We start from the raw sequence: 15643 nt of genomic DNA, 5'->3' as shown, positions 1-15643 counted from the left end.
AAGATAGTCCTGCTTTGCGGTATAAGTCCGCGGTTCGTACCTCACCTGCGGGCTTTCCCCGTCAATCCGGTTTAGATGGCTTGTGTCTTACAATAATTAAAGTTTGTCCCTGCCCATAGCTATAAAACACAATCAATATGGCTTCTTGCAACCCCAAATAGCACAGCTGGCCAGGCCACCTAAACCCGACCGTAGCGGGATGCTCCTAATTCTTTATTGGAGCAGAAGCGGGGGCGGGACTGTATAAACCTAAATGCTGCTGTACCTGATTTCCAAAAACTTATACTGTGACAGTTTGCAATTGGCAGGCACTAATGAACGAATGACTCTTGAACTAATGAACATCCGAGTTGGGAGTTTGGCATCTAGAGCCAGTTAACCAATTTAAACAATTAACCAACTTTACATTTTGCAGTTGGCAGGCACCAATCAACGAATGACTAATGTACTAATGAACCATTGACCAATGAACTATAACTAAATTTCCTTTTCTTTGCGGTAATGAAAAAATATTGTCTAATTATTTTACTTGCGCTCATTTCAGGAAGTTCGTTTGCACAGATGAAATTGATCAGGAAGATGCTCTCCAACGAAAAAGATACTACCCGTAAAGCCAGCTTTTTACCGTTGCCTGCTTTTGGTTACAGTCAGGAAACCGGTTTTGAATTTGGTGTCGGTGCCATTTATTCATTTTACATCGACCGGAAAGATACGCTGAACCGCAGTTCTAATTTCGCATTGAATACCACTTACTCTACCAAAAAAACGGCTAATTTTATGCTTAAGGGCGATATGTGGACAAAAGGGAACAAATACCATTTTATTGGTGATATCCGTTTCAAGAACCAGCCATTTAATTTTTATGGTATCGGAAACAATGCTAAAAAGGCAGATGAAGATAAATTAGACCAAAGGGTGTTTAAAACACTTTTCGATGCCGAAATGAATACTTTGCCCAAAGCTTATACCGGTATTTCGCTTGGTTTTGAGAATTACCATTTTATCGACAAAGTAGCTGGAGGCATTTACAGCACTAATCCACTAATTTTAGATAAAGATGGTGGTTCAGTAGCCTGGATCGGCGCATCGCAAAGTTACGATACCCGGAACAGCAACAATTACCCTACAAAAGGTTTTTTTGGCCGCGCAACCTACCAATATGCCCCTGATTTTTTTGGCGGGGAAAGTTTTAATGGCTCACAGATTAAGCTAGACCTCCGAGGTTTTTTTAGTCTGGCACCAAAAGTGGTATTAGGGGTGCAGGGCATTTTTTACACCATCCAGAGTAACAGCACACCATTTTACCTTTTGCAACAATTGGGCAACGACCAGATGATGCGTGGTTATTACAGTGGCCGCTACCGCGATGAAAACCTGATGGCCGCACAGGCTGAACTCCGTTACCGTTTTATGAACCGTTTTGGCATCGTAGCTTTCGCAGGTACCGGTAAAGTATTTGCAAATGGCCAGTTTAACGGGGATGGGCTAAAACCAAACTTCGGTGTTGGCGGCCGCTACTTTTTCGACCCGGCCAAAGGTTTAAGTGTTCGATTAGATTATGGAATGGGCGAAAAACTGCCAAATGAAAAACGCCAGGCAGGATTTTACATCAGTTTGGCAGAAGCGTTTTAACGGACGGATGATGTAAGAGGGATGATGGGTTTGATGCACTCATTTTGTCATCCTGAGCGTAGTCGAAGGATCTTTTTTATGGAAAATGTAAAATGGGTGATGGAATGAAAAATCTACTCAACTGCGAGTGGTCGTCATTTCGTCCGCAGTGGAGAAATCTGCAGCACAAATCTCTCCATACCAACACATTTTATCCCATAGCTACCGGATCTAGATGACTTTTCTATTGGCTTTGTCATCCTGAGCCTGCCGAAGGATCCTTAACCACAGATATTAAAACGCCCAGTGTATTTATAAAATATAACACTACTCACTCAATAACAACTAAAGTTATACCCCTTATTGTGGCTTTATATCCAGATAGGTGCCCTTGACGTTCAGCATCGATTCTTCCATGCAACATTACAGTTCTATTGAACATATTTTTGAAACTTTCTTCTTTGCCAAAAAGATTAGTCTTATTTACAGAGGATATCAGAGGACATTTTAGTATGAAAGCATCAAATTCAACCCATAACGCATTTTCGGAATTGCTATAAAATCCTTTTCCATACAGCGCAGATTCTTCAAATCCCGATCGATATTTGCCCCTAAGCTCTACATATTTACCATCATAGTCACCTATATTGACCAAAAGATTATCCATTTCTACCTTTTGATATATTTTATCTTTCTCACATATACTACTGTAAATCTCAGGTTTTGATGAGCAAGACATTAATATCATTACCAAAACGTAAAATAAATTCTTACAACGATTCATATTGATAAACAGCTAAGGAAATACCAGTGGAAACACCAAAGAAACTTTCTTGTTATTTTCATGAAAATCTCAAGATAAATGGCCTAGATCAGAATTAGACAATGGACATTTTTCCCAAATATAATCCGGATGTTTATCCCGATCCACATCAAACCAATAATAAAGTTTAAAATCACTAACCTTGGCATTTACCTCCACTAATGCATTGATCATTTCCATATTAACAAGATCGGTAATTTGATAAATACGGCCATCGTCATTCTTCAACCACTTTTCGTAAAGATTTAAATATTTATTTTTCCATTCAGGGATATTTATTTCATTCGATAAGTATTGCAAAGCTAAGTGATCTGAGGCAACTTCTGTTTCTGTTGAAAGCTTCCAGATCAAACCTTCCCTTGCCCCTGTTACCATTACCTTAAAATACTCCATATAGTTTTAATCTTTTATCTCATGCTAAGTTTATAAAAAAACCATCACCTTTTATATAAAATTTTAGAAAGAGAAAATGTTTCATCAATCAACATTCCCACCAGATTTGCCATCCCGAGCAAAGTTGAAGGATCTTTAGCCACAGATCCGCCCAAATAATTTTATGCCACGGATGCACGGAATCAACCTCCGCTGCCGTCTTCCATCACCCATTTTCCATCTTCCATCCCTAATTATTCCTCCTCCGCTCCTCCTCATTCCCCAACTTTCGCTCCTGTTGTTTAATTTTTTCATTGCCAAAATTATACCGGAAGGTAATCCGCAATTGCCTGCTATCGTAGTAGTTATTGTATTGTTGCCTGATATTGTTTATCAAACTCCTGTAACGGTATTGGTTAGTTTTTAAAACATCGCTGGCAGTAATTGCTAATTGTATTTTTTTATTAAGCAACAAAGTTTTAATCCCCAAATCAAGATTATATTGACTTTTATTCTGGTTTAATCCATCAACCGAGGGGAATTGATACCAGAAACTGGCTTCCCCTAACATGGTTTTCGAAGGGTTAAAAACAAACCGGTTTAAAGTAGAAAAATAAGTGCCAAATCCTTTAAGATTACTTTGGGTTTGCGCAATGCTTGAATGGGATACGGTATAATAAACATCAGCCTGATTGATACTCTCCCACCATTTCAAAACATTTAGCGTAATGGCATTACTGAACTGATAATGGTATCCTGTAATAAAGTTAACCGGCTTAGCCGCCTGGATATTGGTATTTGCATCAATAAAATTAACATCATTAAAGCCGTTTGTGGTATGGCTAAAAGATAATGTAGTGGTGAAGAGATTATTTAAGTTATGCGAGATCTCGACATTATCGTGGTATGATGGCTGTAAAAATGGGTTTCCTTCGGTATAAGCATATTGGTTACTGTACCAGCGGAAAGGGTTTAATTTGCGGTAAGCGGGCCGGTTAATCCTTCGGCCATAATTTATTGAAAAAGTATTTTTATCATTTGCCCGGTAAACTACATATAGGGTTGGGAAAAGGCGGAAATATTCACTTTTGTTCTGCTCATTAACCGATGTTCCATCAATTTGCGTGTATTCGCCCCTTAATCCCAACTGGAAATCCCATTTTTTAATGGTTTTGTTAAAATTAACATACAAAGCCTGAGTATTTTCCTTGTAATTGAACAGGTTGCTCTGTCTTGGGTCTATTTCATAAGTATTAATGCGTGATTTATAAAACGCAAGATCGCTTTGGTTGGTGATAAAGCTCAGTTTTGTACCAACAGCTAATTTGAAGGTTTTATAGGGCAGATCTACATCAGCTTTTAAAGTATACAAGTTAATATTTTGTTTACTGGATGATAAGTATTCAGCGAAGGAACTTGGAATAACATTTCCATTCTGAAAATAGCTGGTGTTGTTAAAAAACCTGTTTTTATCATCGCCATACCTAAACCAATCGCCATTAATGGTAAGTTGCTTTCCAGTCGGATCTAAAGTTTGTTTTAGATAAATATTCGCAGAATAATAATGAGATTGGATTTTTGCATTTGCATCCGAATTTAATGTCGAATCCAAACCTTTGTTTTGATTATAAACTTTCGTTTTAATGTTTTCTTCTGAATGGAAATTCGTCAATCCACCGCTATATGACAGGCCCAACAAGGTATTTTCAGCAGCCTGATAATCAACCCCTATCTGCCCGCTGGGCACCGTCCTGAAGTTCCTATCCTTATTTACAATGTTCCAGGTTTGTGTGGGGTAGAAAACATCACTCTGTTCAAAAGGAACAAGAGATCCCTTCCTGATGTTGAAATTTGATGAAAGCGTAATTTTATTTTTCCGGTAACTTAAATTGCCACCTGCAGTTACGGTAAAATAAGTTGCTTTGGTTAAAGCTGCATTTACCGAACCTTTAAAACCTTCTGAAGTCACTTTTTTAAGTACGATGTTAATCAGTCCATTATTTCCCTGCGCATCATATTGGGCAGGTGGGTTTGTAATCACTTCAACTTTGGCAATATTTTCTGAAGAAATGGATTTTAAATAATTCGAAAGTTCATCTGCTGATAAAGGCACCACTTTATCATTAATCATCACATTAACACTCCCTTTGCCTACCAATGAAACCTGATCATTCAAAACGCGAACACCAGGTACTTTTGAAAGGAGTTCCAAGGCATCAGTACCCATTGCTGAAACGCTATTTTCTACATTAAAAACCGTACGATCGATCTTTTTTTCGATGAATGCTTTTTTAGCTCTTACCTGAACATCGGCGAGGTTATTTTGATCTCCTTGAAGCTGGATATTAATTACCGTATCTATTGTTAGTGTAAATGGTAGGTTTAGGGCTTTAAAGTTGAACGGAGAACAGTTAACTGAATATTTGCCCGCTTGTAATTTAAAATGGTAAGCCCCTAAACTATCGGTTTGGGTATAAAAAACTTTATTTTGAGGCCCGGAAATTTTAACCGTAATAAAAGATAAAACTTTAGACCTTTCACCGGTTACCTTACCCGAAAGATTAAACTGCGCTTTCGAAGATAAAACAGAAAAAAAAGGAATCAGGAAAAAAAGGAATCTAAACATTAGCGATTTAACTCGGATCCGTATAGTTTAGCCTTTTTTGTATTCAGATCAAAAGATAAGCTATCTGCCTTAACTTTATTATCACCCGATAACATTGTTGCATCGTTCACGAATACGGTATTACTCTTTTTATTGTAAACAATTTTAGATCCCGATAGCTTAAACTCATTATAGAACAACCTTGCATTTCCAAATAAAGAGATGATAGATCTATCTTTGCTCATTTTAACCGAATCTTTGGCAACATAATCTACTTTATCATTCAGCCTTGCTAAAAAATCCTTCTCGCGCTCCACATCACTCACATTAGCTTCAAATTTACCTTCAATATTTTCTGCACTGTAACTTCGCTTGGTCAGATCAAAAGTGAATAAAGTTGATTTTACTATAGCTTTCCCATCTAAACTTTTAAGGATGCCATTCTTGGCAATTATTTTATTATTACCCTGATCAAATTCTATATGCCCAGCCTCTAACCTATAATTTAGAAGTTCCATCACAGCATTTTCCATGTAAGAGATTTTATTTTTCACATCGCCATTTATTTTAGAGTATGAAATGACTTTTACCGTTCCGCTTTTAACAGTTTTTAAAGTATCTATCACTGCCTTTTCCTGATCTAGATCATACTTTACATCAAATTTTTTAGCTTTTAAAGCATATTTATTTTGGCGGGAATGTAGCTCCATCAATTGATTTGAAAAATATGTTTTTGAGGACACCAATTTCTCGCCAACAAATGTTACACTCACTTCATCGCCAATATTTATTTCTTTATTTATAAAGTTTTCATGGGAAACATCAAACTGGATGGTATAATTGTTATCGTTTAAAGTAATTCTTTTGATATATTTAGCATCTTTATCTATTGAAACTATTTTCGAGTAAGTAAATCTTAACCCATTTAGTCCATATAAAAACGGCAGCTTTTTTGCAGACCACTTATATAACATTTGATTATTAATGGTTGAGATTTCATTTACCATTAACCGCAGTTGATGATATGGTGCCGGACATGAAAATCCATTCACAATAATATTTAAACTATCTCCAATTTTTACCGATGAGAGTTTTCCTAAATTTGTATTGGCTTCAAACGAATAAACTTTTTTGCTATAGTTAAAATCAGCTAAAACACCAAGTTCAGAATTTCGGAAGCCAAGAAATTTAACCTTAATATGTTTCCCTAAAATTGCATCTCCTTTTCTAACATTTACAGCATATATATTCCTAAAAGCCTTTGCCACATTAATACTATCATCCAATAACGATCCACCCTTAAGCATCAAATTTGCTTTATCTCTTAACATAATCCTTTTGTTGGCATAAACCACCTGCACGGCAAATAACCAAAACAGGCCTAAAGCAACAGGCAATATCAATAAATACATTAATTTTTTCATGTTTTTAGATTTTGAGTGGAACAACATTTTAATACGGGCTTTCACAGGACTTTTAACAAAATTGTGGATCAGCGGCATGTCGCTTTTACTAATCGCCAGTTTTAACAAAAGGTTGGCATAGGCCTGGTTGCCAAAGTTGGTTGAGGTAATTTCATCAGCCTCATATTCGTGCACCTGCTCCAAAGCTTTATCGTACAGGTAAACAATAGGGTTAAACCATAAAATGGATTTAAAAAGCATCAGCATCATTTTATCGATGGAGTGGTATTGCCTGGCATGTACCTGCTCGTGTTTGAGCAGTACGATTAAATCGGCATCGCTTAAAGCCCTTTCATCAATAAAAACATAGTTAAAAAAAGAACAATTGGTAAAACCCTCATTTTTAGTAATCAGCTTTAATCCATCACTGTTTTTGGTGTACTTAACTGTATATTTTAACAACCTGAACAATCGCCACAGGCAGGCTAACAATAAAAATGAAGCTGTAACGCCATAAACACCATACATGAGCGTCATCCAGTCAATTTTAGTGCTTACCTCTGGCTGGTACTCAACCACAATGGGCTGCATAAACTTAACCGGCTGTTGAGCTGCTGGTTTTATTTCAGGCAAACCGGTCAGTATTTCTCCCTCTACTACCACAATTTCTCGTTTAACTTCAAACTGCAAAGCCGGAATAATAAAACTCAGCAATAGTGTAACCAACAGGTAAAAACGGTTGATTTTAAAGAAGGTTAGTTTTCTTAAAACCAGCAGGTAAAAGCCAAAAAAGAATACCGTACAGGCGGTAACCTTAAGCAGATAGGTTAATGCTTCCATAATTGCAATTAGTTAACAGCCGCGTTTTGAAAATTGTACAAAGCCATCTAAAATCAGGTTACTGATCCGTCGGATATTTTTTTCCTGATTAATGAAATCAAGTGTTTTCGCATCCGAAATATTTCCCATTTCAATTAAAATGGCTGGCACTTTCGATTCTCTCAACAAGAGAAGACTTGCATCTTTTAAGGAATCTTTTACGGCTAAGCCATTTTGCTGTTTCAGTTTGTTTAAAATACCGGCGCCCAGATCTTCCGCAACAACTATATTAGGATTGAGTTTCGAAACATAAACTTCTATACCATTAAAAGGTGCAACTGTATTTGCAAGCACTGCATTATGGTGAATGGAAATAAAAGCTGTGGCTTCCTGTTTAGGCAATCGATTTCGAAGGGTAATAAACTGATCGGAATTTCGGGTCAGGATTACCTTTATGCCTCTCTTAGCTGCCTCCTCTTTCAGGATAGTTACCGCCCTTAGGTTCAGGTCTTTTTCTTTTTGTCCATCAAGGGCAGCTACTGTTCCATCTTTTCCGCCATGGCCGGCATCAATAATCAATACGGGTTCTACTTCTTTAAAGGCTGAACTTGTATTAGGATTAACTTTTATACCGCTGTTTAAATAACTCATCGTATAAACGTTTGGCTTTTTAAGAACATCGGTCGAAGCTTGATTTACATTTTTCTCTACAATAACTTCTTCCCGGTTTACAAAAGCCATGCACGAGATCAATAAAACAGGGATTATGAGCACATACACCAGTTTTTGATGCTTTACATTTGGTTCTTTATACATCATCATAATCCTGTTTTTTAATGGAAGTTTACTAAAACTATTGATTGCAAAATTTTCAGCAGGCATGGCCAGGTTTAAAAGCAATGAGGCGTACGCTTTTTTATCAGCAAATTGAGCTGTTTCGCGATCGGCCAAAAACTCGTGGTTGTGGTTAATTGCGTTTCGCCAGAAATAAATGACGGGGTTGAACCAAAGTATTGCGGTAATGAGGTTGACCAGAAGTTTATCAACAGCATGAAGTTGTTTTACATGGACAGATTCGTGTTTAATTACCAGCTTTTTTTCATCAAATGGCAAGGAAGCATCCACAATAATCTGGTTAAAAAAAGAACAGTTTTTGATACCAGATTTCTTGTCGACCAAAATAACAGGCCCATCTTGCCCAATACCATGTTTACGCAACTGCATCCGGATACGGACCATCATTAGAAACATCCTAAAAACGAGTGCGGCTAAAATTAAACAGTAAGCATAAATAAGCAACTGATCCCATTTTAGGGTATTGTTAATAGCCTGCGCTCCCTCTACACCGTCCTGTTCTGCAAAACCATCATTGCTGTAAGTTATTTTTGCAGGAATTTGCTGATTGACTACTGCAACTTCGTGGCGGTTTTCGATAGTGATGGCGGGAATGGTAAAACTTACCATCAGCATCAATAATAAATAGGCCCGATTGAGGTTAAAAAACGTGAGTTTGGCAAGCAAAAGCTGGTAAACGGCAAAAAACAACAGCGTACAGGCCGAAACCTTTAACAAATACATTAAAATCATGACTTAGAATCTTGGTTAATGATTTTTTTAATTTCTTCTATATCTTTTTCGCTCAGTTTTTCTTCTTTTACCATGAAGGATAAAAGACTGCTTGGAGAGTTGTCAAAATAACCTGAGAATAGTTTTGAAAAAGTGGTTTTGGCGTATTCATCTTTACTAATGGCCGGAAAGTATTCGTATGTTTTGCCATAAGCTTTATAATTAACATAACCTTTCTTCTCCAAAAGCCTAACAATTGATGAAATGGTATTATACGGAGGTTTAGGTTCATCGTCCAGTTCATCGATAATATCTTTTACAAATGCCTTTTGCAGTTTCCATAAAACCTGCATAATGCGTTCTTCTGCTTTGGTTAATTCTTCCATACTCAAATCTATAACTTAATTTTCAGTTTTACAACTAAAAACAAAGTTACATTACTGAAAAATCAGTTTAAAATATTAAACAATTGACTATCAATATAATAAAATGATTATACCTTAATTTAAAGAGCCTTCGTTAAGCTATCAATGACAGATTTAAAAATCGTCCGTCATTCCCGCGCAGGCGGTAATCTTAATGCAATTGCAAACCCTACCAAGGCATTACGATTGCCAGTCGAGCTGGCAATGACGGTCTTGCGCAGCTTATCCTGTATCTAAAAAATATCGCTGTCACTAATATTGATTTTTATACCATAAATTATCCCTCAGGATGAGCTACAGATTTCTCTCCCGTACATTCGGGATTGCACTATGGCTGAAAGGACGACCTCTCTGGTTTTGGAAATGAATGTGCAGTAGTGCTTGGCAATTGAAGTCCTGCCATTCGCTTTATCCCGATTTTACATCGGGATGCTCGCTACTGTCAGGTTTATCATGAAAGGTCTGCTCCCAGCGAGGTACCAGGATCATTTGAGTGTTTGTTGTAACGCTTTGCATCACGCCTATCGAATAATATGTTTTAAAGATCCCTCAGTTCAGTATGACAAAAACACGCCTGAGTAGATCTCTCCGCTTCGTTGGACACTGGTCGAGATGACGAACGCTTATAAAATAGATCTAATTGCTTAAACCTGCTATGGCGTTGATGGTTAAGGCCACGATTACGGTATTAAAAACGAACGCAATTAGACTGTGTAAAAGGGAAAGTCTCCTGATTTTCCGATCCGAAATTTCTACATCAGAAACCTGAAAAGTCATGCCGAGCACAAAAGAGAAATAGGCAAAATCTATAAAATCGGGTTCATCATCACCTGGAAACTCCAAGCCTGAGCCTTTTTTATCTGTATTCCCATCCTGATCGTCGCCATAATAAAGATGTGCATAACGCATGCTAAAGGTAGTATGGACTAAAAACCAGGATAAAAACATACCTGCAATGGCCACAATCAAATCGAGTGGTTCGATATCTTTATTGATCAGCAACAAAACTACCGCAAGCAAACCAGCAAAGGTAGAAACCACCACAATGGCAAAAATCTCGCCGCGGGTTTCATCCTGCATCCTTGCTTTTAGATGGGTTTCGGCGGCAGAAGTATGAAAAAACATATACCAATGCAAACTGATCAGGATTAAACAAAATACATCCCAGCCAAACATGATATGCGCCAATACACTCATTTTGATAAAAAGTGAACCCAGGTAAACAGCAATCCCCGAAAATAGACTGATCAGCAAAATAAATAATGCCGATCTTTTTTGAATTCCCTCTAATTTCGGTTCAACTTTCATGTGTTTAAAACTTAAGTTTAAAATGTTCTTTTACCTGGCCTTTTTTAAAATAAACCAATCCAATCCAGAATAAATCTACCGTAACCGTAACCTCAGGGTGATTTTTAATTTCTTCCCAGGCTTCTTTCATTCCCTGGCTCCAATAAATATCGTCAAAAATAAGCAACGAATTTTCATTAACTTTTGGCAGGCACCATTTAAAATAATTCAGCGTAGCATCTTTCCGGTGGTTACCGTCGATATAAACGAAATCCAAGCTGGGCTGTTTGGCAATAATATCTGGTAAAATCAGGTCGAAATTGCCTACATGAAGTTCGATATTATCAAGATCTAAATCCCCGAAATTCTTTCTGGCTACTTCGGCAGTTTGCGGACAGCCTTCTATGGTAATAATTTCGGTTTCAGGATCAGTTTTTGCAAGATAGGCTGTGGTAATCCCTAAACAAGTGCCCAGTTCTATCGCACTTTTAGGGTTATTATTTTTTGCCAAACGGTAAATCAACTGGGCCAGTCGCGGACTTTTCAATGCATTTTTAGCAATCTGGCTTACCTTTTTTGTACGGTTTTTATTCAGGTGAGAACCTGCACCAAGGTCTGTAACGGTGATTATCGAATCGTCATTAAAAAGTTTTTTTCGTTGCTCTTCGATGTTTTTGTATTCAGATTTGTCTGTAAAATCGTAAATTACCTCATCAGCTAGCTTGTACACAAATGGCGAATGCGTTCCATGTCGGCTTTTTGCTGTTAAACGGTGTTTAAGGTAATCTGTAATAAATTGAAATAACATAATATTGCAAAAGTAATTAAACGCCGCAAACGTATGTATGTTTTATGGAAAATAACGCAGAGATAAGTGCTTTAGTAAAATTGTTGGATGATCCGGATGAGGAAGTGTTCCAGCATGTAGAGAAAAAACTGCTGGAATACGGCGGAGAGGTTGTTCATTTTTTAGAAAATGCCTGGGAACAATCATTTGATGGACTGTTGCAGGAACGTATTGAAAATATTGTTCACCAAATCCAGTTTAAAACCGTAAAAGAAGATTTAAACCTATGGTATTTAAGTGGTGCTTTTGATTTATTGCAGGGTGCATTAATTATTAACCGCTATCAATACCCCGATTTGGATGAACAGAAGGTAATTAACCAGATCGAAGAAATCAAACGCGATATCTGGCTTGGTTTGCAATACGAAATGAGTTCGGTAGAAAAAGTGAAACTGATTAACCATGTGCTTTATCAGCAATATGGCTTTGGAGGGAACACTAAAAACCATCACGATCCGCAAAATTCTTATTTAAACCAGGTACTGGAAAGTAAAAAGGGTAACCAGATTTCGCTGGCCATTATTTATTCTACGCTTGCCCAAAAGCTGGATCTCCCTGTATATGGCATTAACTTGCCGCAGCACTTTATTTTAGGTTATATAGACGATAGTAAACAGGAAGGAAATGAATACGGTGTGCTTTTTTACATCAACGCCTTTAACCGTGGCAATATTTTCGGCAAGCATGATGTAGACCAGTTTCTGCGCCAGCTCAATTTAGAATCCCTGCCTGAATATTACAGGCCATGCAGCAATACTGATATTATCCGCAGGGTAATCAGAAACCTGATTTCGGCGTATGAAAATGCCGGAGCTACTGATAAAGTGGCAGAATTAAACGAATTACAGGATATTATTGCCGAAAAACAGCCTTAAACGTACCCGATGCATAAAAGAAAGTTTATCTACCTTACCGTATTGTTTCGCATTACGGCTGTTATTTTGTTATTGCTTCCGGCTATCCGGTTAAAGGCTCAAAAAATAGTTAAACCTAGCGTAATCGCATATTACACCGGGCAAAATTCGGTGATCGATAGCTTTCCCATTGAAAAATTAAGCCATTTAATTTACAGTTTCGGGCACTTAAAGGGAGATAGTTTGAATATCAGATCGGCAAAAGATTCTGCTTTGATTACCAAAATGGTAGCTTTAAAAAAGCGAAACCCCGATTTAAAGGTAATGATTGCCTTGGGAGGCTGGAGTGGCTGTGCACCCTGTTCGGAAGTTTTCAGCAGGGCCAACGGAAGAAAAACTTTCGCTAAAACCACTAAAGAAATCCTTAACTTTTTCCAGGCCGACGGTATAGATATGGATTGGGAATATCCGGCAGTAATGGGCTATCCCGGACATCGGTATACAGAGGATGATAAACACAATTTCACCTTACTGATAAAAGAACTGCGAAAAAAACTGGGTAAAAAGGCCGAAATCAGCTTTGCGGCCGGTGGTACAAAAAATTGTATCGACTCTTGCTTTGAATGGGATAAAGTAATGCCTTTGGTAAACAGGGTTAATTTAATGAGTTACGATCTGGTTAGCGGTTATGCCGTTAAAAGTGGGCATCATTCGCCTTTATATGCTAATTCGGAACAAGATTTATCGGGTGATTACGGTGTAAAAGCTTTAATAAAGCTGGGTGTGCCTGCACAAAAAATAGCCTTGGGCGCTGCCTTTTATGCACGCATTTTTGCGAACACCACCGATGCCAACCAAGGCTTATATCAACCAACCAAATTCATTAGCGGGGTTTCTTTTAAAAATTTTAAAAAGCAGTTTTCAACCGATAATGGCTATAGCTATTATTGGGATGAAACTGCCCAGGCACCCTATTATTATAACCCGCAAACAAAATACCTTGCCACTTTTGACGATCCAAAATCCATTTCGTTAAAAACCAAATATGTAATTAACCAGAAACTAAACGGCATCATGTTCTGGGAACTGACGGATGATGCTTATACGGATGGATTGCTGGATGTAATTGACAAAACAATAAAAGGAATGTAAAACATTTCCTTTTACGCTATAAAAAAGAGCCTGATCAAACGTGTGGTCAGGCTCTTTTTTTATGTTTTAGACGATTATTTACAGGTATAACCTAATGTATATTTTGAGCTATAGGTTTGCGTTTCGACAGGTCCACCTGATGGATAAAATGTAGATATATCTAAAAAATTAAGTGATGTTGCATTGCCTTTTGCATCGTATTGCGAGGTAAAAGTGATCACGTCACCGCTAAACGGCTTACCATCCTGATCAACCGTATTTGATACACTTTTAATTAAAACATTTTTAGATTGTTTGCCGAAATATCCTCCCGGAAAATAATCAACATGATAGGAAAGCGGGTCGGAGATTTCGTAAGTATTTACCGCAAAATCATTAGAATAGGAATAAATAGTGGTTTCGGTATAATGCAGATCGCTACTAACAGATACCGCTTTTACCAGATTCCCATTTGCATAGGTTAAATTATCAGTAGTACTTAAATCGTTATTTAAATAATTCTTTACCTGAACCAGATAACCATCACTGTTATACGTATATTTTCGGGTATAATCATAAGAAACTCCTCCAACGGTAATTATACCATCACTTCCACTTGATACTGCCCTCCCATTTTCTAAAATGATTTCGGCCATATTACCAATTTCATCAACGGCGGTAATTTTATTGGCGGTATAAGTATATGTGTTGGTTTCGGCACCAGTAGTTGCTTTCGAAATCCTACCTTGCGCATCATAAGAAAAATTTATGGTATAACTATAACTGCCTAAAAGATCAAGGTCGGCTTTTAAACTCGTGAGTTTACAACCATTGCCTTTAGCAAGAAGCTGTTCGTTATAATTAATTTCTTTTTTACAACCGGCTATTGCTATGACGGCTACAAAAGCGACCATAACAAACTTAATTGTTTTTTGCATTGAGATGTTTGGTTAAGAGGTTAAAATATCAGCAAAGATATTAAAATTTCTCTTTTTTCAACCAGTCAGCCAGCAAGTTAAACCAATCTACATCTGATGTTTTATTAATTAAGCCAAAACCATGACCACCTTTTTCATAAAGATAGATGTCGGTATCTACGCCATGCTTTTTTAATGCTTCATGCATTAAAATACTGTTTTCGTAAGGTACGGTTTGATCATCCTTAGCGTGTACCAGAAAAGTTAGCGGTGTTTTTTTGGTTACATTTTTATTGGCCGAAAAATAATGTTTCAAACTATCAGGAGGGTTTGGCCCTAATAAATTTTTCATTGTACCGGTATGTACCGACTGTTCAAAGCTGATTACAGGATAAATTAGCGCTCCAAAATTTGGTTTTAAATCTATTTTTTCGGGATCAGTAATTTTCAGGTCGTTATAATGTGTGATCAGGGTTGAGGCGAAATGCCCCCCTGCAGAGAAACCCAAAATCCCGATTTTATTGGTTTTGACGTGATATTTTTTAGCGTTTTTTCTAATCAGGTAAATGGCTTGTTGTGCATCCTGTAAGGGGCCATAGGTTTTATCTACCATAATTGCATCGCTTGGTAAGCGGTATTTCAATACAAAAGCGGTAATACCAATGGCATTAAACCTTTTGGCAACATCGGTTCCTTCGTGACTAAAAGCCAGGCCACTATAACCTCCACCCGGACAAATGATTACAGCTGTTCCTGTAGCAATATTTTTTGGTGCTTCGAAAACCGTAAATGTAGGTACCGATACTTTGGTAACGCTTAATGTACCATTTGAGCGTACTTCGGTATTTTCTACATAATCTGCAGGTGTAGTTTTAGCGCCAGGAATTTCGCCTGAGTACAAGGGTACAATTTCCTGGGCATTCGAATAGTTAATTGCCATAAACAATAACAAGATAAGGATGGATGATTTTGCCATTTATTTT

General features: G+C 37.4%; 13 protein-coding genes. 3 read left to right on the top strand and 10 right to left on the bottom strand.

Annotated features, from left to right (window positions below; all coding sequences use genetic code 11):
- Positions 1-501: 501 nt before the first annotated feature.
- Positions 502-1632 (top strand): BamA/TamA family outer membrane protein, encoded by a 1131-nt coding sequence (locus R2R28_RS11595; RefSeq protein WP_316825848.1) that lies wholly within the window; start codon positions 502-504, stop codon positions 1630-1632.
- Positions 1633-1942: 310 nt separating this feature from the next.
- Here the strand turns inward: R2R28_RS11595 and R2R28_RS11590 are convergent, their stop codons facing one another.
- From R2R28_RS11590 to R2R28_RS11555, 8 genes are all read right to left on the bottom strand, one after another.
- Positions 1943-2278, bottom strand: a complete 336-nt coding sequence (locus R2R28_RS11590) for a hypothetical protein (RefSeq protein WP_316825847.1) — start codon at positions 2276-2278, stop codon at positions 1943-1945.
- A gap of 186 nt (positions 2279-2464) precedes the next feature.
- Positions 2465-2827, bottom strand: a complete 363-nt coding sequence (locus R2R28_RS11585; RefSeq protein ID WP_316825846.1) for a hypothetical protein — start codon at positions 2825-2827, stop codon at positions 2465-2467.
- Positions 2828-3056: 229 nt separating this feature from the next.
- Positions 3057-5432 carry an outer membrane beta-barrel family protein gene (locus R2R28_RS11580; protein WP_316825845.1) on the bottom strand — a complete coding sequence of 792 codons (2376 nt, stop codon included), beginning with the start codon at positions 5430-5432 and terminating at the stop codon, positions 3057-3059.
- Positions 5432-7654 (bottom strand): M56 family metallopeptidase, encoded by a 2223-nt coding sequence (locus R2R28_RS11575; RefSeq protein ID WP_316825844.1) that lies wholly within the window; start codon positions 7652-7654, stop codon positions 5432-5434. Before R2R28_RS11575 ends, R2R28_RS11580 begins: the two co-directional genes overlap by 1 nt.
- 12 nt (positions 7655-7666) lie before the next feature.
- Positions 7667-9220 carry a M56/M15 family metallopeptidase gene (locus tag R2R28_RS11570; protein WP_316825843.1) on the bottom strand — a complete coding sequence of 518 codons (1554 nt, stop codon included), beginning with the start codon at positions 9218-9220 and terminating at the stop codon, positions 7667-7669.
- On the bottom strand, positions 9217-9585 hold the full coding sequence (locus tag R2R28_RS11565) for a BlaI/MecI/CopY family transcriptional regulator (protein ID WP_316825842.1): 369 nt from the start codon (positions 9583-9585) through the stop codon (positions 9217-9219). The genes R2R28_RS11570 and R2R28_RS11565 overlap by 4 nt, the downstream gene beginning before the upstream one ends.
- Positions 9586-10260: 675 nt before the next feature.
- Positions 10261-10932 (bottom strand): DUF1345 domain-containing protein, encoded by a 672-nt coding sequence (locus R2R28_RS11560; RefSeq protein ID WP_316825841.1) that lies wholly within the window; start codon positions 10930-10932, stop codon positions 10261-10263.
- A gap of 4 nt (positions 10933-10936) precedes the next feature.
- Positions 10937-11719: a class I SAM-dependent methyltransferase gene (locus R2R28_RS11555; protein WP_316825840.1), complete on the bottom strand. Its 783-nt coding sequence runs from the start codon at positions 11717-11719 to the stop codon at positions 10937-10939.
- Positions 11720-11763: 44 nt separating this feature from the next.
- Between R2R28_RS11555 and R2R28_RS11550 the strand changes: the two genes are divergently transcribed.
- Together R2R28_RS11550 and R2R28_RS11545 are read left to right on the top strand one after the other, a co-directional pair.
- The gene (locus tag R2R28_RS11550) at positions 11764-12633 is read left to right on the top strand and encodes a transglutaminase-like domain-containing protein (RefSeq protein ID WP_316825839.1); all 870 of its coding nucleotides are present in this window, start codon (positions 11764-11766) and stop codon (positions 12631-12633) included.
- 9 nt (positions 12634-12642) lie between these two features.
- Complete coding sequence (locus R2R28_RS11545; RefSeq protein WP_316825838.1) at positions 12643-13764, top strand: glycoside hydrolase family 18 protein; 1122 nt, start codon at positions 12643-12645, stop codon at positions 13762-13764.
- Between the two features lie 74 nt (positions 13765-13838).
- Here R2R28_RS11545 and R2R28_RS11540 read toward each other — a convergent pair whose 3' ends face one another.
- Both R2R28_RS11540 and R2R28_RS11535 read right to left on the bottom strand, forming a co-directional pair.
- Positions 13839-14681: a DUF4595 domain-containing protein gene (locus R2R28_RS11540; protein ID WP_316825837.1), complete on the bottom strand. Its 843-nt coding sequence runs from the start codon at positions 14679-14681 to the stop codon at positions 13839-13841.
- A gap of 40 nt (positions 14682-14721) precedes the next feature.
- Positions 14722-15636, bottom strand: a complete 915-nt coding sequence (locus tag R2R28_RS11535) for an alpha/beta hydrolase (protein ID WP_316825836.1) — start codon at positions 15634-15636, stop codon at positions 14722-14724.
- Positions 15637-15643: the final 7 nt, after the last annotated feature.

The organism is Pedobacter miscanthi, assembly GCF_032678605.1.
GTDB classification, from domain to species: domain Bacteria; phylum Bacteroidota; class Bacteroidia; order Sphingobacteriales; family Sphingobacteriaceae; genus Pedobacter; species Pedobacter miscanthi_A.
This window is presented reverse-complemented; position numbering and strand designations above follow the sequence as displayed.